The organism is Pseudoalteromonas sp. Angola-7 (assembly GCF_028599255.1).
GTDB lineage: Bacteria > Pseudomonadota > Gammaproteobacteria > Enterobacterales > Alteromonadaceae > Pseudoalteromonas > Pseudoalteromonas atlantica.
This window is the reverse complement of the sequence record NZ_JAQREL010000014.1, coordinates 12,499-34,723: the sequence shown is the minus strand read 5'-3', so window position 1 is coordinate 34,723 and position 22,225 is coordinate 12,499. Positions and strand designations below refer to the sequence as shown.

The 22,225-nt window shown below is 38.6% G+C and carries 15 protein-coding genes; 9 read left to right on the top strand and 6 right to left on the bottom strand.

Features of this window, described 5'->3' with window-relative positions:
• Positions 1-8: 8 nt before the first annotated feature.
• Complete coding sequence (locus PSH50_RS16470) at positions 9-4,766, bottom strand: PAS domain-containing protein (RefSeq protein ID WP_273586272.1); 4,758 nt, start codon at positions 4,764-4,766, stop codon at positions 9-11.
• 422 nt (positions 4,767-5,188) lie between these two features.
• On the opposite strand from PSH50_RS16470, the gene PSH50_RS16465 reads away from it, so the two are divergent.
• The 3 genes from PSH50_RS16465 to bfr (PSH50_RS16455) all read left to right on the top strand — a co-directional run bounded on the left by PSH50_RS16465 (position 5,189) and on the right by bfr (PSH50_RS16455) (position 7,376).
• Positions 5,189-6,259, top strand: coding sequence for a PepSY domain-containing protein (locus tag PSH50_RS16465; RefSeq protein ID WP_273586271.1), 1,071 nt, complete (start codon positions 5,189-5,191; stop codon positions 6,257-6,259).
• Between the two features lie 166 nt (positions 6,260-6,425).
• Complete coding sequence (gene bfr, locus PSH50_RS16460) at positions 6,426-6,899, top strand: bacterioferritin (protein WP_024031963.1); 474 nt, start codon at positions 6,426-6,428, stop codon at positions 6,897-6,899.
• A 12-nt stretch (positions 6,900-6,911) separates the two neighbouring features.
• Positions 6,912-7,376, top strand: coding sequence for a bacterioferritin (gene bfr / locus PSH50_RS16455; protein WP_004588793.1), 465 nt, complete (start codon positions 6,912-6,914; stop codon positions 7,374-7,376).
• A 71-nt stretch (positions 7,377-7,447) separates the two neighbouring features.
• On the opposite strand, the gene PSH50_RS16450 is transcribed toward bfr (PSH50_RS16455), so the two are convergent.
• From PSH50_RS16450 to PSH50_RS16430, 5 genes are all read right to left on the bottom strand, one after another.
• Positions 7,448-7,642 (bottom strand): (2Fe-2S)-binding protein, encoded by a 195-nt coding sequence (locus PSH50_RS16450; RefSeq protein WP_004588794.1) that lies wholly within the window; start codon positions 7,640-7,642, stop codon positions 7,448-7,450.
• 682 nt (positions 7,643-8,324) lie between these two features.
• Positions 8,325-11,525 carry an efflux RND transporter permease subunit gene (locus PSH50_RS16445; RefSeq protein ID WP_273609843.1) on the bottom strand — a complete coding sequence of 1,067 codons (3,201 nt, stop codon included), beginning with the start codon at positions 11,523-11,525 and terminating at the stop codon, positions 8,325-8,327.
• 11 nt (positions 11,526-11,536) lie between these two features.
• Positions 11,537-12,793: an efflux RND transporter periplasmic adaptor subunit gene (locus tag PSH50_RS16440; protein WP_096041312.1), complete on the bottom strand. Its 1,257-nt coding sequence runs from the start codon at positions 12,791-12,793 to the stop codon at positions 11,537-11,539.
• A gap of 64 nt (positions 12,794-12,857) precedes the next feature.
• On the bottom strand, positions 12,858-14,075 hold the full coding sequence (locus PSH50_RS16435; protein ID WP_008468875.1) for a TolC family protein: 1,218 nt from the start codon (positions 14,073-14,075) through the stop codon (positions 12,858-12,860).
• A gap of 83 nt (positions 14,076-14,158) precedes the next feature.
• On the bottom strand, positions 14,159-14,518 hold the full coding sequence (locus PSH50_RS16430; protein ID WP_232842866.1) for a hypothetical protein: 360 nt from the start codon (positions 14,516-14,518) through the stop codon (positions 14,159-14,161).
• Between the two features lie 156 nt (positions 14,519-14,674).
• Here PSH50_RS16430 and PSH50_RS16425 point away from each other — a divergent pair, with 156 nt between their 5' ends.
• The 6 genes from PSH50_RS16425 to PSH50_RS16400 all read left to right on the top strand — a co-directional run bounded on the left by PSH50_RS16425 (position 14,675) and on the right by PSH50_RS16400 (position 22,168).
• Complete coding sequence (locus tag PSH50_RS16425) at positions 14,675-15,574, top strand: cation transporter (protein ID WP_029771720.1); 900 nt, start codon at positions 14,675-14,677, stop codon at positions 15,572-15,574.
• 99 nt (positions 15,575-15,673) lie between these two features.
• Positions 15,674-16,318 carry a class I SAM-dependent methyltransferase gene (locus tag PSH50_RS16420; RefSeq protein ID WP_008109690.1) on the top strand — a complete coding sequence of 215 codons (645 nt, stop codon included), beginning with the start codon at positions 15,674-15,676 and terminating at the stop codon, positions 16,316-16,318.
• A gap of 81 nt (positions 16,319-16,399) precedes the next feature.
• Positions 16,400-16,696 (top strand): hypothetical protein, encoded by a 297-nt coding sequence (locus PSH50_RS16415; RefSeq protein ID WP_223230508.1) that lies wholly within the window; start codon positions 16,400-16,402, stop codon positions 16,694-16,696.
• 73 nt (positions 16,697-16,769) lie between these two features.
• The gene (locus PSH50_RS16410) at positions 16,770-18,062 is read left to right on the top strand and encodes a TolC family protein (protein ID WP_008109686.1); all 1,293 of its coding nucleotides are present in this window, start codon (positions 16,770-16,772) and stop codon (positions 18,060-18,062) included.
• Between the two features lie 70 nt (positions 18,063-18,132).
• Positions 18,133-19,029 carry an efflux RND transporter periplasmic adaptor subunit gene (locus PSH50_RS16405; RefSeq protein ID WP_273609842.1) on the top strand — a complete coding sequence of 299 codons (897 nt, stop codon included), beginning with the start codon at positions 18,133-18,135 and terminating at the stop codon, positions 19,027-19,029.
• A gap of 10 nt (positions 19,030-19,039) precedes the next feature.
• On the top strand, positions 19,040-22,168 hold the full coding sequence (locus PSH50_RS16400) for an efflux RND transporter permease subunit (protein ID WP_024602003.1): 3,129 nt from the start codon (positions 19,040-19,042) through the stop codon (positions 22,166-22,168).
• Positions 22,169-22,225: the final 57 nt, after the last annotated feature.

Sequence of the window (22,225 nt, the reverse complement as noted above, 5' to 3'; positions counted from 1 at the left end):
TATTAATCCTAAAAGTACTGCTCTATTTTTTCTTTTAAAATATCAAGCTGAATGGGTTTAGTTAAGTAGTCGTCCATACCGGCATTAATACAACGTTCTTTATCTGAGTCCATTGCATTGGCGGTTAGGGCAATTATTTTTATTGCTTTGTGCTCATCCCCTGCCATACCGTCTCGTATATTAGCGGTGGCGTCAAAGCCATCCATTACCGGCATTTGGCAATCCATTAACACTAAATCAAAATACCCTTCGTTATGCTCGCTTAAGGTATTTATGGCTTCTTGACCATTTTGCGCCAGTATTACTTCGCAATTTAGCTTTTTAAGCATCAGTGTAGAAACATGCTGATTAACGGGGTTATCCTCAACTAATAAAATTTTTGCAGGTGTGTCTGATTTTTCTTTTCTGAGTGACGAAATATACCCTGGGGTCACCAAAGGAAGGGGCTCGGTGCTGTCTGAACTTGTAATAACCGATAACGCAGAAATTAAATCGGCGGTTGTAACCGGCTTAGGAAAATAAGCCTGAAAACCAATTTTTGAGTAGCGCTGAGCGCCTTCCATACCTGCAATACTGGTCATCATTACTAATGGCATGGCTTTATAGTCATCATGTGCTTTAAGCACTTTACACAGCTCCATTCCATCCATTTCTGGCATTTGCATGTCTAGCACGGCAATATCAAACATAGGCTGATCATTTTCTATGCGCTGTGCACATAGTTCAAGCGCCTGTTTTGCACTACTAGCAAGCGTAACATTAGCCCCCCAATGCCCTAATTGCTGAGAGATAACTAAGCGGTTTGTCTCGTTATCATCAACCACTAATACATTTAACGAACTCATATTTATATTAGGGATGGTACGTTCTTTTTCGATGCCTTCAGCCACTTTCATGGTTGCAGTAAATTCGCTGCCTTTGCCAGGTTCGCTCGCCAGTGAAATTTTACCATTCATTAGCTCACATAACTGTTTACATATTGCAAGCCCCAGCCCCGTGCCTCCGTATTCTCGCGTGGTTGATGCATCCACTTGCGAAAAAGGGGTAAATAATTGCTGTTGTTTTGCTTCGGTTATGCCTATTCCTGAGTCTTTTACTTTTATATTTAGCATTAGGTCTTGGTCGGTTTTTTCTATAGATGCACTCACCACCACTTCACCCTGGCTGGTAAATTTAACCGCATTACTAATTAAGTTGGTTACCACTTGGCGTATGCGCCCGGGGTCGCCCATTAAATGTGAAGGCTCCAAGGAGACTAAATCTAAAATAATCTCAATGCCTTTTTCTTGTGCGGTAAAGGCCTGTGCCTCGGCTATTTCGCCAATTAAGTCGCGCGCATTAAAATGTATATGCTCAAGCTCAACTTTGCCTGCTTCCGCCTTAGAAAAATCTAAAATATCGTTAATAACACCAAGTAAAGAATGAGCACTGCTTTTAGCAATAGCGACCTTTTTTTCTATTGGTTTACTTAATGGCTCTAATTCTACCAGCTCTAACATACCTAGTACGCCATTCATCGGTGTACGAATTTCGTGGCTCATGGTTGCTAAAAACTGGCTTTTTGCTACAGCAGCATCTTGTGCTTGCACTAAAGCAATCTTTAGCTTTTCAGCGGTTTCTTTACGCTTTTGCGAGACCAAGGTACTACCGACTAACGTAGCCAAAGAGCGCAAGTAGGTTTCTTCGCTTTGCGTCCAAATGTGCTTAGCCCCTACAGTTTCTGCGCATAAAATACCTAAATTTCCATCGCCTGATGAAATAACCGCATCCAGCATCGACTGAATATTTAATGGTTGAGTATAACTTTGCGTAAATTCAATGGTTGCCTTATGCGTATATACATCTTCAATTGCCACTAGGTTTTGCTCAAAAATAGCCTCATAGTAACTTGGAAAATCAGCCTTTTTAAGAACGCCGTCAAAATCCACAAATCCATCTTTTCGAGTATATAAACCATGGCACGCCATTTCGTCGCACTGTTTGTTAAATATCCAAATAGAGGCACGCTCAACATTTAATACCTCTACCATCGACTTTATCGCCAGCTTTTTAACTTGCGCAACGTCGCTATTTTGTACTTCAGGCGAAACCGTTAATGACGCTAAATTTTTGTTATAGGCGTTTGCTTTTTCGCTTTCTAACTCTAGGCGTTTATGTGCATCAATACTTTGGAACGAGCCAAAAACACGCACACATTTGCCGTCTTTAAATTCCGCCTGCCCCATCGACTTAACCCAGCGCTCTTTACCGGTATAAGTTAAAATTATCAGCTCAACACTCCAGCTTTCGCCTAAAGTCACCGCACATTCAAACAACGTGCTAATTTTATCGCGATGCTCTCCTGGCTTATAAAAGTTAATGGCAGTATCAATGCTAGGTTCAAACCCATCGGGAACTTCGTGTATTACTTTTACTTCGTCTGACCAATACATGGTTTGGTTTTCAAGGTTTATTTCCCATGCGCCAATTTGGCCTTGTTTACTCATTGCCTCAAGCAGGTTTTGTTGGCGGGTAATTTCTACTTGAGTATTATGGCGCTCAGTAATGTCTAAAATAAAGCCATCTAAATAAAGAACCTCGTTGTCATCGCCATAAATTGCTTGGCCTTTTTCGTGTACCCAACGAATACTGCCATCATTTCTTTTTACTCTGTATTCAATAGACCAAGGCAGCTTTTGTGCAATACAGGTACTTACTTGCAGCTCAACATTTTGATCGCCATCGTGAATAATAGCGGCAAAGCTTAGTGTTTTATTATTAATAAAGTCATCAGGCGTATAGCCTGTTATGTCTTTTACTTGGTCACTCATGTACAACATGGTCCAAGCTTTATCGAACTTACATCGATAAATAACCCCTGGAATATTTTCCACTAAAGAAGCAAAGCGATCGCGGCTATACTGTAGCTCAGACTCTATTTGCTTACGCTCGGTAATATCTAAATGTGTTCCAATCATACGACGAGGCGACCCATCTAGGTTCCAGTCGACTACTTTTGCAGTATCGAGTACCCAAACCCAGTGGCCATCTTTGTGTTTCATTCGCGCTTCGCTGACATAGTAATCAGTGTCACCATTAAAGTGCGCTTTTAGCTTTTGCTCTGAAATAACCAAATCATCGGGGTGTGCAAACTTATACCAAGTATTAATAGTGGTAGGTTCTAACTCGCTGAGTTTATAGCCTATTATTTCTGCCCAGCGATTATTAAAAGTCACTTTGCTGGTATCTATAAACCAATCCCATATTCCTACGGCGGTGGTATCTATGACTAACTGAAGTTGGGTTTTGTGCTGCTCAAGTTCAAGCTCTTGTAATTTTAATGGCGTGACATCAGTACGAATGGCTATATAGCTTTGCGGTTTACCGTGCTCATCAAAAAATGGCGCTATGGTGGTGTCTACCCAATAAAAGCCACCATGTTTTGCTTTATTACATATTTGGCCGTTCCATACTTCACCCCGTTTAAGGGTTTTATACATGCTTTTAAAAAAGCCTTTGTCGTGCCTTCCTGAATTAAGTAAACGGTGATTTTGACCTATAAGCTCATGTTCTTCATAGCCGCTAATTTCACAAAACTTCTTATTTACAAAGGTGATGGTGCCCGCTAAATCTGTTACCGCTACAATGGCATGCTCATCAAGGGCACTTTTTTGCTCATCCAATTGTTTAAACGCAGTTTGCAAAGCAGAGCGCTGCTTTTGCAATATGCTCTGCTGCTCTTCTTTAAATGCCACCATTTTTTGAAGATCTACTGATAACCTATTTAACTCGAGACTATCAGTTAAAGTAGGTACCTTTACTTTCTCGCCATCGGTAATTCGGGCCATTACTGAGGTAAGCTGAATTAAAGGCTTAGATAAGCGCCGACTAAACCACCACGCTGCGCATAAAATGAGAAGTAAAGAAACTGCATTTGTAAAAATAGCCAGCTGCTTATAATAAGTAGAGTCTTTGAGCATAATATGCAAAGGTTTTGCTGCTAAAAGTTGCCACCCTTGCACACCTAAAAAATTTAAATCACTAATATATGCATGGTATGTCGTGCCGTTGGCACTGGCGTAATCAAACACTTGCTTACTGGTGAGTGCCGTTTGCGAAAAAACAGGCGCCTCATCTGCATTTGTTACTGAAGAGCGCTCTATTTTATTATTATGTAGTACAAAAAAACTCACTTCGTTGTGCATGTTGTGAATGGTGTTTAAGCTTTTTAAAAGGCCATTAATATTTACTTCTGTGAGAATTACACCCTCTAGTTGTTGCGCCGCATTAAGCAAAGGCATAGCCACAATATTAAACTGTTTGCCATTTAACATAACAGAGCCAAAAGCGGCTGGCGTTGAGGTATTAACCGAATTTATAAGCGTACTAAGCTCACCTTTGTTTATCTGCCCGTAAGGCGAGATAATGGGCTGCTTAAGTGCCGATGCAGCTATAATTTCTATACTGTTTACAAAGTCATATTGATTAACAAAATGATTTATTAATTTGCTTTGTTCAAGCGGGAAGTTAGAAAGCTGATTTTTAAAGGTATATAAATCAGTAAGGTGATCATCAAACCATAAATTAGCAAACTCTGAGGCGATAGAGCTTAATTCATGAAGCTCTGCATTTGCATTTTTTTGCAAGGTATTATTAACGTGCTGTAAGCTAAACCAGGTCAGCAAACAAAGTGGAACAATAGCAATAACTAAAAAAGTAATGATCAGCTTACTACGCACAGACTGAGCTGTGCCATTTAGCAGCCCATACTTTTTTCCTTCAACCATGCTATATATCCAATAACTGTAATTGTATTATTTATTACCTATATTAATGCACTAAAACCTAAAAGACGCAAGTTTTAGCCCGCAAAGCGTTTAAAATACATCACATAATTACAGTTTAAACATCAATAAGTTGCAATTAAAATTTACACGTAAAAATAAGCAAGAACGCAAACCGTGCATATTTTAATTTTTAGCTGGTATTTATTTCATTATTATAAAAATTAAAGCGCATTACTCATACGAACTTTTACTGACTTAAAGCCACTAAATTTTTAAACTTGATTTAAGGGTCTAAAGCTTAGCGTGTTGTTCGCGGTTTTATATACAGTAGTTTGCTTACACAAAGGGTCACATTTTATAAATTGATAAACACCTGTTCTATCACTTACAATCGCTGTAACTGCTTATTATAGAGATTACTTTTGAAAATCTGGTTACGTCGAATTCACTTATACCTTGCCTTACTAAGTGGCCTTTTTTTGTTAATACTCAGTATTAGCGGCGCCATTTTACTCTATGCAAATGACATACAATTTTATATTCAGCCCGATAAATGGCAGGTAGAACCACAAACCAAAACGCTTAGCCACGCAGAGTTAATCCGCGCAGTACAGCAGCAAACAGATAAAAAAATCACCCGCTTTATGCCCCTTAGTAATCCTAATGCCAGCTGGCAATTTAGATTAGGTGATGGCAGTAACGCCAGTGTGAACCCGTATACAGGCAAAGTAATTTTTCAATACCAAACAAATGACACGCTGTATGGTTTTACCCTTGCTTTGCATCGCTGGCTATTATTTGAAACAGCCTTTGGTGAAAAGCCACTAAAAAACGTGGTCTCTGTATGCGCCCTATTATTAATAATAAATGTGTTAGTGGGTTTTTATTTATGGGTAAAGCCTAAAAACCGCCTAAAACGACTGGCGATTAAACCTAAAGCCAAATTTAAAGTACTTATGTATCAGCTACACACCGTGATGGGTGTTTATATTTTATTACCGCTATTGCTTATAGCCTTTACAGGTATCACCTTTAATTGGAAAAGCGCAACCAAAACATTAGTAGAAACAGTGGCATTTTCTCAAGTACAAAATAGGCCTAAAGCGCCAAAAGTGATAGCAAAATCAACAGCAAGTATTAAATACGACCAAGCAATAAATAAAGCCCTTGATGTATTTCCTGAGGGGATTTTATATCGTATTTACTTACCTAAAAAACACAATGACCCAATCGCTTTACGCCTACAAAACCCAGGAGAAAGCCATGCTTATAGCTGGGTGTGGGTAAATCCATACAACGCTAAAGTGCTTAGCGCGTATGATGCCAGTAAAGCAAATGCAGTCACCCATATATGGAACTTTAAATATGTGTTTCATACTGGCGCATTTGCAGGGCCGATTGTAAAATTTGTATGGCTTTTAATATCACTGTCGTTAGCATTTTTTATACTCAGTGGTGTTTATTTATGGTGCAAACGGCACAAGTGGGTATAGCATTACCCGTTAAATGAAAATGCAAAACTGTACATAAACCAAGCAATAACGCAAACTTAAATAAGAATCAAAACCAATTGTAAATTAATGATTTTTATAGAAAAACTTGCAAAATACGCAAATTTAACTACACTGTGCACAATTAAAATAGTTAAGGTGATTTATCATGAAAGGTAATCAAAAAGTAATCGATGCATTTAATACTTTGCTAGCCAATGAGTTAGCCGCAATTGACCAGTATTTTATTCATTCACGTATGTATGATGACTGGGGTTTAGATAAATTATATGTACGCCTTAACCATGAAATGGAAGAAGAAAAAGATCATGCTGATTGGCTAATCAAACGCATCTTGTTCTTAGAAGGCGTGCCTAACATGACTAAACGCCGTGACCTTTTAATTGGTAACGATGTAAAAAGCATGATGCAAAACGACTTAACACTAGAGCTTGAAGTAGTTGCATGTGTTAAAGAGGTAATTGCTATTTGTGAAGAGCAGCAAGATTATCAGTCTCGCGAAGTGTTAGAAAAGCTATTATTTGATACCGAAGAAGATCACGTTTATTGGTTAGAGCAACAACTTGGTCTAATTGATAAAATTGGTACGCAAAACTACCACCAAGCACAAATGGGCGAGTAAGGAGCATAAAGTATGAAAGGCGATAAAGACGTTATAGCAGCTTTAAATAAAGTACTCGCTAATGAGCTTGTGGGTATTAACCAATACTTTTTGCATGCCCGCATGTTTAAAGATTTTGGTTTTAGCCAGCTTGATAAAGCAGACTACAAAGTTTCAATTCAAAAAATGAAAAACGCCGATCGTTTAATCGAACGTATTTTATTTTTAGAAGGCTTACCTAACTTACAAGACCTAGGCCGTTTACGCATTGGCGAAAACAGCGAAGAAATGATTGCCGCAAATATGAGCTTTGAGCTTGATACAATTGATGATTTGCGCAGTGCAATTAAATTAGCTGAAAACAAAAAAGATTATATTAGCCGTGAAGCACTCGACAATATTTTGAACGAGCAGGAAGAACAAATTGACTGGCTAGAAACCCAGCAATTACTTATTCAAAATACGGGGCTTGAAAATTACTTACAGTCTCAACTGTAAGGTAAATTTAGGTCATAAAAAAAGCAGCTTTATAAGCTGCTTTTTTTGTATCTGAATTTTGTAATAACGAATTAAGCGACTTGATCGGTAATATCTGCAATCTCAATAAGTTTGCGATTTAGGATCTTTTTAGTACAACAACAACACTTACCGCATTGGCTGCCTACTTTAAGCTCTTTAGTTAATTCACGCATGGTAGTTGCACCATCGTCAATTGTTTGCTCAATTTTTTTATCGGTCACCCCGTGACAAAGACAAATATACATGAATACAAACTACTCTCAATTTCATTTAGTAGGTGCATATTAATCTAAACAATAATGGTTATCAATTGTTTGTGAAATAAAAATTAGTTATTTTTCAAAAAATGATCAGTGCCACTTAAATCGAGAATTCACGGCGCGTTGAGAACTTATTGATTTATAATGAAATATGGCACTTAAATTGAGATTTATTAACTAAATTACACTCTAAAAATAATTATGTTTTTTATTAGGTAAATTTCTTAAACAACGAGAAATCGCTTGAAAACATCTATTACAGTAAGTGATTTGAATTGATAATTTGCCTATCTGTTATACGAAAGCTAATCGGTTTACTTCGAGGTAGAGTTTATTTAGGCCGATGCTTTGCGGAGTAGCAACAGCGCATCTTTATTTTTCATTACATAAAGAACTTGTATTCATGGGCAGTTATAGCCGTGGATTGCATCACTCAATAATTACCGGCGGTCTGCTCTGTGCCATAAGCCGACCTTGAGACACATAGAGATTAAGACTGCAAAGATACGAAAGCGGAAGTTAGCTTTGGCCTGTTTAACGACAAATATTCCGACAAAGCAGTCATGACTATTAGTTTATTGTTAAATCTAATCTTTCTTTTCGTTCATCTACTCAATAACCCCACGCTAAACGTGACTTTAGCGTGGGGTTAGAGTTCACAGTCATTTTATCTGGATAGCTCTTTTATTTTTTTCTCTGAAAACCAGCGATATAAAACAGGTAAAACAAATAATGTTAACAGTGTTGCAGTTACCAAGCCGCCAACAATAACACTCGCTAAGGGGCGCTGTATTTCTGCACCAACACCATTAGACATTAACATCGGTATCAAACCTAAAGCTGATGTTATAGCAGTCATAAGTACAGGTCTTAATCTTGAAGTAGCGCCTTCAAAAACGGCTTTAGATGCTTCTAGACCGTCTTTAATACGTTGGTTGATACTTTCTACCATAACGACCCCATTCAATACCGCTACACCAAATAAGGTAATAAAGCCAACGGAGCTTGGTACAGACAAGTATTGTCCAGATAAATATAAGGAGAAAACTCCGCCAATTACAGCAAGCGGCACGTTGACCAATATCAGCATAGCTTGACCAACAGAACCAAAGGCAAAGTAAAGTAGTAGTGCGATTAGAGCTAACGATAAAGGTACAACTATAGCTAACCTATTTTGAGCACGTTTTTGACTTTCGAACTGGCCGCCAATCGAAACAGAATAACCTGAAGGTAAGTCAACCTTTTCAGCAATTACCTTTCTGATATCGGCAACCACGCTTCCCATATCTCGATTTTGTACATTTGCTTGGATAACGACTCTTCGTTGTACATCATCGCGTCTAACTTGTGGTGGGCCTGACTCAAATGAGACTGAGGCTACGTCACCCAGTCGCACCCAAGCACCAGTAGGTGATTGAAGCCGAATATCAGCAATAGCTTCTTTGTTACTTCGGTACTCTTCCTCTATGCGAACGTAAATATCATAACGTTCATTACCATTGATTATTTGTCCGGCTTCAACACCACCAATACCATCACGCACAACCTCCATTATGTCACTCACAGACAATCCAAAGCGTGATAGTTCTTGCCTGTTAGGACTTATCACCAATTGCGCTTCACCAGCAATTTGCTCCAATGCAACATCCCTTGCACCTTCAATGTTTTTAATTGCTGTTTCTATTTCTTGACCTTTAGCCGCCAGTACCTCAAGTTCAGGCCCAAACAACTTTATCGCCAACTGAGCCTTAACACCAGATAGTAGCTCATCGACACGAGTCGCAATAGGTTGAGAAAAGTTGAGTAGCAACCCAGGGAATTCTTCTAAAGATCTCTCCATTTTTCCTTGAAGTTCATATCGATTAGATGCACTGGTCCACTCAGAAACAGGCTTCAACCCTATGTAAATTTCGATGTTATTCACAGGCTCTGGGTCTCCACCTATTTCTGCTCGACCAATTCGGCTTAATGCATAGGTTACTTCAGGGAAAGCCATTAGTTTTTCTTCTAGAATTGGTGCCACAGTGAGCGCGGTATCTAAACTGGAAGAAGGTGCAAGCGTTGCTCTTAAGTTTATCGTCCCTTCTTCTAACTCAGGTACAAATTCAGTACCAATTAATGGAACTAATGCAAAGGCAGAGAAAACTAATATAAGTGCGGCTGAAATGACTAATTTGGTGCGTTTTAGTGCGAATGTAAGCCCTTTTCTGTAGAGTTTGTCTAATGGCCTAAGAACAAAGCTTTCCCTCTCTTTTACACCTGACTTAAATAAATAAGTAGCTAAAGCGGGTACAACAAACAACGCAACCACAATAGCAGATATAACAGCTAAAATGATGCTTATTGCCATAGGTTGAAATAACTTTGCCTCAACACCTTCAAAGCTAAATAAAGGCGTAAATACGACTAAAATAATAGAAGCTGCAAAAAATACGGGACGAGCCACTTCTTTACCCGCATTTTGAAGACGTAACTTAATACCATGCTCATCTTGTTCTACATCATGTGGATCAGTATCAGCACTAGGCACTCTTTCTTTTACAGTTTTTAAATGGGTAGAGTCTGGTCTATTTAAATGCTTAAACATGTTTTCAACCATCACGACTGAACCATCAACTAGCATACCAATGGCTACGGCAATGCCACCCAATGACATAAGGTTTGCAGAAATGCCCCACCAAGCCATGATCATTAACGCGATACCAATTGAAATTGGAATAGATATTAGGACAAGGAAGGTTGCACGTATATTCATTAAAAATAGTGCTAATACAATACAGATGAAAATAAATGCTAGTAATAGTGCATCAACTACTGTATCAACGGCTTTTTCAATCAAATCAGCCTGATCATAAAATGGTTCAAAGCGAACACCTTTAGGCAATGCTTGATTAATCAATGGGATTCTTGCATTGATACCATCAATGGTGGCTTTAGTATTAGACCCCATGCGTTTTAAGACAATGCCAGAGACAACTTCACCTAAATTTTCGACTTTACCGTCTTCGGTTTTGCGCGTCATTGTGACAGCACCTTGACGAATTTCACTGCCCATTTCAACTTTAGCAATATCCGAAACCGTCACAACTGTCCCATCAACTGTTTTGACGGGAACTTGTTTGATATTACTAATACCAGCGTCACCACTTTCAAACCAACCTGCACCTCTAATAACAAGCTGCTCTTGCCCACGGTTCATATACCATCCGCCAACATTGGCATTGTTGTTATCTAGGGCACCAACAACGTCTTCTTGCGTTAGGTTATAAGAAAGAAGCTTAGATGGATCTACATTTACTTGGTACTGCCTAACAATACCTCCAAAGGAGAGTACATCAGTAACACCATCGACAGGCATAACGAGTAATTTTACTACCCAATCATTGAGACTCCTGAGTGCCATAGCATCATAGCCTGCATCTTTATCTGAAATAAGAAGGTACTGAAATACTTGGCCTAGCCCTGAGGTGTTTGGCCCCATTTCGGGTGTGCCGACACCTTCTGGTATCAGTTCTTTTGCGGCTTGAAGACGCTCAAATACAAGTTGTCTTGCAAAGTAAATGTCGGTGCCTTCTTTGAAAACAACCGTGACGCCAGACAAGCCTGTTTTAGAAATTGAGCGCACTTGTTCTACATCAGGTAAGGCATACATGACCGCTTCAATGGGGTACGTAATGAGTTGTTCAACTTCTTCAGCAGCTAGTCCTGGCGCTTCAGTATTTACAGCAACTTGAACATTAGTAACATCAGGAAAGGCATCTAAATTTAGTTTTGGTATAACCATAATTGCGCCGACAATTGTGGCAAACAGCGCAATCAAAATCAGGAGTCTATTATTAACAGACCAATCTATTATTTTATTAAACATAGTCTTGCTCCTTAGTGGTTATGCGGATCAAATCCGCCTTTAGCGATTTCAGAAGCAACAAAAAATGCGCCTTTGGTTACAATTCGCGTCCCACTATCAAGGCCAATGATTTCCCTAAAATCACCTAAGGCTCGGCCTAGTTCTACTTCTACAGCTTTAAATTCTCCAGGGTGGTCTTCGACAAATACGGTCCAATCACCATCTGCGCTGCGGATCAATGCTTCTTCTGGCACAGCCATCACTTTCTGCTTTGTGGCAAACTGAAAGTAAACTTTTACAAACATACCTGAATGAAGGTTATCATCAGCATTCTGTACCCCCAATCTAATAATTCTTGTACGAGTTACGGGATCAATTGTATGGGCTTCTTGGATAACTTTGGCATTGTAACTCTGGCCTTCTAATTTAAGTACCGCAGGAGAATCAATTGATAAATTTAGCTTTTTATTTGGAGAAACTTTTGCTTCAACCCATAGTTGTTTTTCATCAGCTAACAACATGACTGCATCCCCAGCATCAACACGTTGCCCTTGGATAAAGTCGTCTTGAAGCACGACACCTTCACGGTGCGCCGTTAATGCATATTGTCCAAATGCTTTAATGTCTTTGTTAGAAATACCATTTATTGCTTTTTCAGTTAACCCTAAAGCAATGAGCTTGCCATAGCTCGCATTGTATGTTGTTTCAGCTTGTAATAATCGACTTTCACTCACCGTCTTATTACCCAGCTTTTTTACACGTTGCCATTCGGTTGAAGCGATTAAATAGTCAGCTTGTGCTTGTGCCATTGCTTCACTAAATAATGTAACTAACTTCTGACCTATTTCTACATACTCGCCAAGCGCTGCATGGCGACTGATAATGACTGACTCTGTACGTGGTGATACCACATAACTTTTATAGCCATTAGCTTTTATTTCGCCAGGTGCATATACGGAGCTAAATTGATATTCAGGCTTAACACTTTCCACTTTAATGTTAGCAAGCGACATCTTCTTTGGATCAATAGTGATACCTTCTTCATGTTCTTCTTCTCCCTCTTTATTACCACCTTCATGGCCGTGCTCGTCATGGTCACCTTTATCTTCTTCATGTCCCTTTTCGTGTTCATGCTCATCTTGATGTTCTTTTTCTTCTTGTTTCGAAACGTTTGTGACAGAACCAGTTCCATCTGACGACTGTGCAAAAGCATCATGATTTGTAGTAAACCCAACTAACAGGCAGCTAATTACTACGGCTAAAAATTTTTTACTAATTACTGTATTCATTTTTGTAACCTATATTTTTAATAAATTTAAGATTTCGTTTTTCGCTACTGAAAAAACAAAGCGCTCAAATCTCAAATTTGGATAACTGACCCATACTTAAAATGAAGGATATTTCTGCAAGCTTGAATTGATTTTCCAAACGTATTCCTGCATGAAGCCCTTCCGCACGTTGATTTAATGCAAGTAAGTAGTCAGAAGTATTAATGTCACCAGCTTCCCAGCGCTTATTTAATAAGTTTTCGCTGCTATCTAATCTGCCTTTTGTCAGTTTTTGCCATTGCTCATAATATTTTTTACTGACAATAAGCGATTCATAATTAGCTTTTGCTTCAAATGACTGCTTTCGATAAACCGACCGAAAGTTAGCCTCTGCTGCAATTGCTTCTGAATAAGCGGCTTTAACAGTATCTGAATAGTTATTTCTGATATTTAAAGGCATTGAGAAAGTCACGCCAATCAAGTCTTCATCTCCACTTTTCCCTGCGTTAACTCCAATGGTTGGATTGGCTTTAGATTCCATAGTGGTTAGTTGAGCTTTAGATTGTTTTATCTTCCATTGCGCTCTAGCGAGTTTAACTTTTGGATGTTCCTCAACCCACTGAGAGTTAAATGAATAGTTTGTTGCTCCAAAAGTAAATGAAAACAAATTGGTAGTATTAGGCGTCCAATCAGGCAATAACTCCTGAACATTTACCTCTGCATTTTTCAAAGCAATTTGCGACTCAGATATTTCACTGAAAACTTGGGACAAGTTTAAATAAACCAGTTCAGCGTCAAGTGGCTCTAGAAGTCCTGCTTTTCGCTTATCTTCAATAATTCCAACGAGCGTTTGTAATTGATTTTCTCTTACTGAAAGTAACTGAGCCACCTTTTTTGCTGCTTGCCAATTAACTATTGCAGTTAAAGCGTTAGCCTTTTTAGAATCGAGTAGAGATAACAATTGTTGCTGGTTTGCATAAACACCAATTTCACCAATGCTTTTATTTGCTGATTGCTTATCCCAAAAATCAATCGTTTGACTGATACCAATAGAATAATTATCAAAATCACCCTCTTTTTCATAGCTTGCTTCAAGCTCTGGGTTATATACGGCTTTAGTTAAGCTCTTGGCTCTATGATTACTTGCATTAAGTAACTCTTTAGCCGCAACAACTTCGGGATCTTTATTTATTTGACTATCTAGCCATGAAATACTTTTCTGTTTGGCATAAGTGGCAACTGAAAAACTCACAGCCATACATAAAGACAGGACTAAACCTGCATTTTTTAAATATATATACATAAAAATTCTTAATTTTAAAATTAATAAACACGAAACCTTTATCCATTATTAAAGGATAAATAGGTCATTAAAAATTAATCTAATTAAGAAATAGGCGGACGAAGTATCGCTTCAAGAAAGGTACTTGTTTGATCAATTTGATAAGGCGTTTTATTGATAATGTTTAGTTTGCCCGTGGTATTTGAATTACTGACTAAAATCCAAGATAAGTGGCTGCCACTGCAATGTCCGCAGTGATGACAATCTTTTTCATTATGCTGCTCATCACCTACATTATCATTTGAGACATTTCGATCATCTGCATGATCATGTTGAGTTTGAAGGTGCTCTATATCTATTTGGTGATTCTCAGATGTTGAGGATGCTACAGCAGTTAACGATTGTAAAACAATCGAAATAACCAAGAGCATTTTTAGTACAACATTAAGGTTCAAAGTTATCACCAGTTAAATATAGTATTTAAAATACTAGCAGAAACTATTTTCTTAAACTAGCTTTTCAATTCAGTTTCCACGCTTTTACATTAAATAATTTTTTATTTGACTCTATAGCCACTATAGATTTTATACTTATTTTAATATTATTACGGAATGTTAAATATGTCAGAAAAATGTAGTGGTCAGTGTCAATCATCTTCTACCAATGAAGATGTAAAAATTGATACACAATTAGATAACTATAGTGGCGCGTTTGTCAGTACATTTAAAGTACCTCAAATGGACTGTCCTTCAGAAGAGAGATTGATTAGGTTAGCACTTGACTCAATTGAGCCTTCAGTTGGGTTGCAATTTGATATTCCTAGCCGTTTAGTCAAGGTTTTTCATGATGAAAATTTAGATGAGATAACAAAAAAATTACAACAACTCAATCTCGGTGCAGAGTTGGCATCAACTAAAGAAAGTTGCAGCACCGAAGCTGCAAAAGCAAAAGATCTAGCCCAAAAAAATGAGATGAAAGAAGCATCAACCCTAAAATGGTTGTTAGCCATTAATGGAGTCATGTTTTTTATAGAAGTAATTGCTGGGTTGATTGCACAGTCTGCTGGCCTAATTGCGGACTCATTAGATATGTTTGCTGATGCTGCTGTGTATGGTTTGGCTATTTATTCGGTAGGTAAAAGTATCAGCATGAAACTTAGAGCGGCACATATATCTGGTGTGCTTCAAGTTATTCTAGCGCTAGGTGCTTTGAGCGAAGTCGTAAGACGCTTTGTTTACGGTAGTGAACCGATCTCTTCTTTAATGATGATATTTGGTGGAATAGCACTAATCGCTAACATTGCTTGTCTATTTTTAATATTTGGTAATAAAGAAGACGGCGCTCATATGAAAGCAAGCTGGATTTTTTCCGCAAATGACGTTATTGCAAATGTTGGGGTAATCTTAGCTGGCTTTTTAGTTACAGTAACAAGCAGCCGTTATCCAGATTTAGTGATTGGTTTGATTATTGCTGTTGTCGTTTTAAACGGTGCTCGCCGTATCTTACAGCTAAAGTATTAAACAAATTCATCATGGCTATTTATTTAAATTTTAAAACCATTAATAGCATCTTTATAGCTAGTTTAAGTCTGCTTCAAACGGCTAAAGGGAAATGAAGTTATGAAAAACAATGCCTACATTCCGCCATTACGATTTCATTGGTTAACTAATTTTTATGACAGCCTCGTTGCTATCACCACGAGAGAAGCATTTTTTAAAAAACTGATTGTAGATAAAGTTGCCAACGTCAAAGGAAACAACCTACTTGATGTTGGATGTGGAACCGGAACGCTAACAAAATTAATAGCTGAAAAATCACCTAAATATACCGTAATAGGCTTAGATGCAGACCAAACCGCTTTAGATATTTCACAGAAAAAAGTTATAGGCAAGGATCTTAATATTTCTTTTAGACAGGGCTTTGGACAAGAAATGCCTTTTAGTGATAATTCCTTTGATATCGTAGTTTCAAGTTTGTTTTTTCATCACTTAAGCCGTTCAACTAAGCGTGCGACATTAACTGAAATTCGTCGGGTACTGAAACCGGGTGGCATTTTATTAATTGCTGACTGGGGAAAGCCGACTTCAATATTTCAACGGATATTGTTCTTTGTCGTTCAGTTATTAGATGGTTTTGAAACTACAAAAGATAATGTAGATGGAGTCCTTCCTTCTTTAGAGGTTGAATCAGGGTTTACTCATGTTTCAGATTTAAACATAGTCCCAACGACTTTGGGAACTATCAGACTGATTGAAGCGAACTAGATAACAATGAACCTAATGCGTCCGTCATATTTTAAACCATATATATCATACGTGATAATGATTTTAATCGCGGTGCAATCTGTGTTTTTTTCGCTAGAAGAGCTTGAAGTAAACTTAATTGAAAGTTCTTTTAATACATCACTAACTGAGTCTATTACCCCGCTAGAATCTCCAGAAACCTCCAATTTATTTGAGGTGAGTAATAGCCAAACTTTAATTGATAATTGTAATTTTTGTTGCTGTTGTCACTTATTTTTAAATGCAGATTATTCTTGTAATATTTTACAAAAAATAGAATATTTCCTTACCTACGCCTTAGTTTCTCCTGAGCTAAAAGGCTATATGTCGGTGCCATTCCGCCCACCTAAATACGCCTAAATTTTATAGAAAATTAAGAAAGGTCAAATGTTAATGACCTAAATATCACATATTAATTTATAGGAAAGTATACATGGCACTTAATACCTGTGAGCATCGCAAGATAGCAATTTTGAGGTGTGTAACACCTCAGCTTAAATATATCGCGTTTCTCGCGTTGTCACTTTTTACATTTAATGTTTATGCCTTTGAAAAGCAGTTAAATCTTCAAGAGGCAATTCAGTGGACGCTTAAACAAAATCCTGAACTCAAAATATTTGATTTCAAACAAACCGCATTAACAGGACAAGAACAAACAGCAAGTTTAAATCCCGCTTATGAACTAGAAGTTGAAGCTGAGAACTTTGCAGGCTCAGGTGAATTTAATGCATTCGACAGTGCTGAATTAACAGTCGCTCTATCTTCGGTTATCGAAATGGGAGATAAACGCTCAGCGCGGATTGGACTTGTTTCAAAATCAAGAGCACTACTCAATGCTGAGAAAGAAGTCTCTGCGCTTAATTTAATGGCTCAAGTCACTGAGAAGTACGTGGAAGTACTTGCAGCCCAACAAAGAGTGATATTGGCAGATAATGCATTGAGCTTAGCACAAGAAACGTTAGAGATTGTATCTCAGCGTAACCGCGCAGGTGCTACTCCTGAGGCTGAAGTGAAACGTTCAAAAGCAGTTATTGCTCAGGCTAACCTCACCCTTCAATCTGAACAAAAGCGCTTGGAATATCTAAAGCTTTCTTTATCAGCTTACTGGGGAGAAACATCAGTGTCATTCTCTAGAGTAACTGGAGATCTGTTTCAGTTTGGCAATGATAGTGATTTTAGTAGTCTCTTTGCGAAATTAGAGAAAAACCCTGCTATTCAAGTTTATGCAAGTGAGCAGCGACTAAAAGAGGCCGAATTACAGTTGGCTAAAACAGAGTCAACGGCCAATATCAAATGGTCTGTTGGTGTTAGGCGCTCTCAAGAAGCCAATGATACGGCACTGGTCGCTGGCTTTAGCTTACCTTTGTTTGCTGAAAAGCGAAATTCTGGTGCAATCGCTAGTGCGCTAGCAGAGCGTGACCAAGTTGCCATAGAGAAAGAGGCGACTAAGTTGAGGTTTAGAAATCACTTACTACGAGCATACTCCAATAGAAAACAAGCCATATTAACAGCTAATTCATTAAAGCAGTCGGTTATCCCAATGCTTGAAGATGCACTGGAAGATACTCAAGACGCCTATCAAAAAGGTCGATATGGATATCTTGATTATGTATCGGCTAGACAAGAGCTGTTAAATGCTCGGCGAACCCTCATTGATGCGGCATCTGCTGCCCTAATTTATGGCGCAGAGATAGAAAAACTAACAAACGAAGCGCTGTCACTCTAAATAAACATCACTTTAAGTTTAATAACAATTTATTGATTCAGTTATTAACTGAATCGTTTAGGAATTCAAAATGAAAAACTATTTACTCGCACTATTGATTTTTATTGGGTATCTATCACCCATTCAAAGTGTTATCGCTAGTGAAGATGAACATGAAGGCGAAGAAGGCATTAGCAAAATAAACAATAACATGGCAAAAAGGCTTGGTGTTGAAACAGCCTATTTAGCTTCAAAAACGTTGAACCAAACTATCCCTGTATACGGCGCTACGACGATAGGCGCTGAACAATTATTTCAAGTTGGCGCTAGATATAACGGCGTTATAAAGATAATTAACTCCACTGTTGGTGATAAGGTAAAAAAAGGAGATCTATTAGCCGTTATTGAATCTAATGAAAGCTTAAATACCTATAAAATAACATCCCCTGTTTCTGGGACTGTTTTACAGAGAAATGGAAATATTGGCGGTATCACGCAAAACACTAGCTTGTTTGAAATCGTCAATTTTGACACCTTGTGGGCTGAATTTAAGGTGTTTACCAGCCAATATAATCAAATCAAAGTCGGTCAACCTGTTGATATTGAGCATGGTGAACAGGCATTCAACTCAACCATCACCAATATAATTCCAGCTAAAGATCAGTCTTATGTTTTAGCACGTGTACGTTTAAATAACACTGAGCTAAACCTAACCTCAGGCCAATTATTAATGGGCAGCGTAAAGATAAACCGATTTGAGGTGGATTTAGCCGTCGAGAAAGTTGCGATACAAGAACTGGGAGGACAATTTGGTGTCTTTGTAAAAGAAGATGAAGAGTACGAGTTTGCGCCACTTGTGCTCGGACGTTCAGACAAAAACTATATCGAGGTCATTGATGGCCTCAGTAAAGACGCTGAATATGTAAACAAAAACAGTTATCTGATAAAAGCGGATATTTTGAAATCTGAAGTAGAAGACGACGATTAGGAGACGCAATATGATTGAATCAATTTTGCGTCTAGCAATAAATAGACGCTATTTAGTATTAAGTCTGCTGATGGTAATCATCGGCGTTGGCATGTGGAGTTATCAAAAACTTCCCATTGATGCTGTTCCAGATATAACAAACGTGCAGGTACAAATAAACACTTCTGCCCCCGGTTATTCACCTTTGGAAGCGGAACAAAGGGTGACCTTTCCTGTAGAAACCGCCTTAGCCGGATTGCCAAAGCTGTCTCACACCCGCTCCCTGTCAAGATATGGATTATCTCAAGTAACCGTTATCTTTGAAGAGGGAACCGATATTTATTTTGCTCGCAACTTAATCAATGCAAGATTAGCTGCGATAAAAGGCGTTATTCCCTCTGGCTTAGAGCCAGAAATGGGTCCTATTTCGACAGGGCTTGGCGAAATATTTATGTATACCGTACAAGCTTCTCCTGACGCTAAAATGCCTAATGGAGAGCCTTATACCGCTATTGCCTTAAGAGAAATACAAGACTGGATCATTAAACCGCAATTGGCTCAAGTTAAAGGCGTCATTGAGGTCAACAGTATCGGCGGCTACAACAAGCAATATCACATAACGCCTAAACCCGAAAAATTACTTTTTCATCAGGTAACCTTTGAAGAAATATCTGATGCATTACGTAAAAACAATGACAACCGTGGCGCAGGTTATATCGAACAAAACGGACAGCAAGTTTTAGTACGCTCCATTGGGCAACTAGCGACAATAGATGAGATCCTCAATGTCATCATCAAAAAGAACGATGGTATTCCTGTAAAAATAAGTGATGTTGCCAATGTTGCTATAGGCAAAGAACTTAGAACAGGGGCTGCTACTCGTAATGGCATTGAGACAGTGCTTGGTACAACCATGATGCTGATTGGTGAGAATTCTCGCACCGTTGCTTTAGAAGTGGAACATAAGCTCAGCGAAATACAAAAATCTCTGCCAAAGGGCATTACCGCAGAGCCTGTTTACGACAGAACAACGTTAGTAGATAAAGCGATTGCAACCGTTACCAAAAACCTCGTTGAAGGTGCGCTTTTAGTTATTGTTGTGTTATTTATTCTACTTGGAAATTTACGTGCAGCTCTCATTACCGCTGCTGTTATCCCTATTTCCATGTTAATGACAATCACAGGTATGGTGCAAGCAGGAGTATCTGCCAATTTAATGAGTCTCGGCGCATTGGACTTTGGCTTGATAGTGGACGGGGCTGTAATCATCGTTGAAAACTCTGTCCGTAGGTTAGCACAGGCCCAACACAACGGTCATAGGCAAGACTTAAGAGAACGCCTAAATACCGTTTTTGAAGCCACTTCAGAAGTGATACGTCCAAGCTTGTTTGGTGTGGCAATTATCACTGTTGTTTACATCCCCATTTTCACGCTAACTGGCGTTGAAGGGAAAATGTTCCACCCTATGGCGGCAACTGTCGTTATGGCGTTAATTTCCGCAATGATCCTTTCAGTTACACTGGTTCCTGCTGCTGTAGCTGTGTTTATGAAAGGTAAAATCAGCGAAAAAGAAAGTGTAGTTATTCGTTCAACCAAGTCTATTTATGAACCATTGTTAAAAATGGCGATGAAATTTCGTTGGATTATTGTCTCATTCTCAACGCTGTTAATGGGGTATAGCCTTTGGTTAGCAACTACGCTTGGGACAGAATTTGTTCCTCAATTAAATGAAGGTGATATTGCACTACAGGCATTAAGAATTCCATCGACTGGCCTAGAGCAATCAGTAGAAATGCAAGAAGTACTTGAGCAACGTATTAAAGCGTTTCCTGAAGTTGATAAAGTATTCTCGCGCATCGGCACACCAGAAGTAGCAACTGACCCAATGCCACCGAGTATTGCTGATATCTTTGTTATTTTAAAACCACGTAAAGATTGGGCCGAACCTTCAAAGCCAAAGAGTGAATTAGTTGAAGAAATGGAAGAGGTACTGAAAAACATTCCGGGCAACAACTATGAATTCACTCAGCCTATTCAAATGCGTTTCAATGAATTGATTTCTGGCGTTAGAGCTGATGTCGGCATCAAAATATTTGGTGATGATTTGGATCGGTTATTACTCACCGCAAAAGATATTCTAAATATAGTGAAAACCGTGGACGGTGCTGCTGATGCCCGAATGGAACAGGTCACAGGTGTTCCATCTTTATCAGTAATTCCTAAACGAGAAGCGCTTGGTAGGTATGGTTTGAGCGTTACCGAACTGCAAGACTGGGTTGCTACTGCAATTGGCGGTGAATCTGCGGGGATCATTTATGAAGGAGACAGACGATTTGAGTTAGTTGTTCGTCTACCGGAGCAAATAAGAACGGATATCGATAGCTTGAAGCATCTGCCGCTTCCACTTGAGAATGGTAACTATGTGCCACTTGAAGAAGTTGCAGAGCTTAAATCTGAGTCTTTACCTGCTCAAATTAGCCGTGAGAGAGGTAAAAGAAGAGTTGTGGTTACCGTCAATGTTCGTGGTAGAGATTTAGGCGGTTTTGTCAAAGAAGTGAAAGCTAAAATTAATCAGGAAGGAGAAATTCCAGCAGGATACTGGCTTGATTATGGCGGAACCTTTGAACAGCTAGAGTCAGCGAGTAAAAGATTAAGCTTAGTTGTGCCGATCACACTAATTGTTATCTTAGGTATTTTGGTTATTGCATTTGGTTCATTAAAAGATGCATTGATCATTTTCAGTGGTGTACCGTTAGCATTAACTGGGGGCGTAATTTCTCTTTATTTAAGAGACATGCCTTTATCTATTTCGGCAGGTGTCGGCTTCATTGCATTGTCAGGTGTTGCCGTATTAAATGGCTTGGTTATGTTGGCTTTTATTCGAGATCTTTGGCATGAAAAAGGCGACCTTTACGTAGCGATCATTGAAGGTGCCATCATTCGTTTAAGACCTATTTTAATGACGGCACTGGTCGCAAGTTTAGGTTTTATTCCAATGGCGTTAAACACTGGAATTGGTGCAGAAGTGCAACGACCACTAGCAACAGTTGTTATCGGCGGTATTGTATCTTCTACAATTTTAACTTTGTTTGTATTGCCTATTTTATATCAATGGGCGCATGGCGCTGAGAGTAGTAAACAGCAATCTGACGAAATTTAAAAACAAAAAAGCAGCTTAATTTATGTTTAAGCTGCTTTTATATTTAATCTTTTTATT

Bases quoted from the DNA above. Each gene is read 5' to 3' on its own strand.
- PSH50_RS16470 (WP_273586272.1), bottom strand. From the start codon at position 4,766: ATGGTTGAAGGAAAAAAGTATGGGCTGCTAAATGGCACAGCTCAGTCT.
- bfr (WP_024031963.1), top strand. From the start codon at position 6,426: ATGAAAGGTAATCAAAAAGTAATCGATGCATTTAATACTTTGCTAGCC.
- bfr (WP_004588793.1), top strand. From the start codon at position 6,912: ATGAAAGGCGATAAAGACGTTATAGCAGCTTTAAATAAAGTACTCGCT.
- PSH50_RS16450 (WP_004588794.1), bottom strand. From the start codon at position 7,642: ATGTATATTTGTCTTTGTCACGGGGTGACCGATAAAAAAATTGAGCAA.
- PSH50_RS16445 (WP_273609843.1), bottom strand. From the start codon at position 11,525: ATGTTTAATAAAATAATAGATTGGTCTGTTAATAATAGACTCCTGATT.
- PSH50_RS16440 (WP_096041312.1), bottom strand. From the start codon at position 12,793: ATGAATACAGTAATTAGTAAAAAATTTTTAGCCGTAGTAATTAGCTGC.
- PSH50_RS16435 (WP_008468875.1), bottom strand. From the start codon at position 14,075: ATGTATATATATTTAAAAAATGCAGGTTTAGTCCTGTCTTTATGTATG.
- PSH50_RS16425 (WP_029771720.1), top strand. From the start codon at position 14,675: ATGTCAGAAAAATGTAGTGGTCAGTGTCAATCATCTTCTACCAATGAA.
- PSH50_RS16420 (WP_008109690.1), top strand. From the start codon at position 15,674: ATGAAAAACAATGCCTACATTCCGCCATTACGATTTCATTGGTTAACT.
- PSH50_RS16410 (WP_008109686.1), top strand. From the start codon at position 16,770: ATGGCACTTAATACCTGTGAGCATCGCAAGATAGCAATTTTGAGGTGT.
- PSH50_RS16405 (WP_273609842.1), top strand. From the start codon at position 18,133: ATGAAAAACTATTTACTCGCACTATTGATTTTTATTGGGTATCTATCA.
- PSH50_RS16400 (WP_024602003.1), top strand. From the start codon at position 19,040: ATGATTGAATCAATTTTGCGTCTAGCAATAAATAGACGCTATTTAGTA.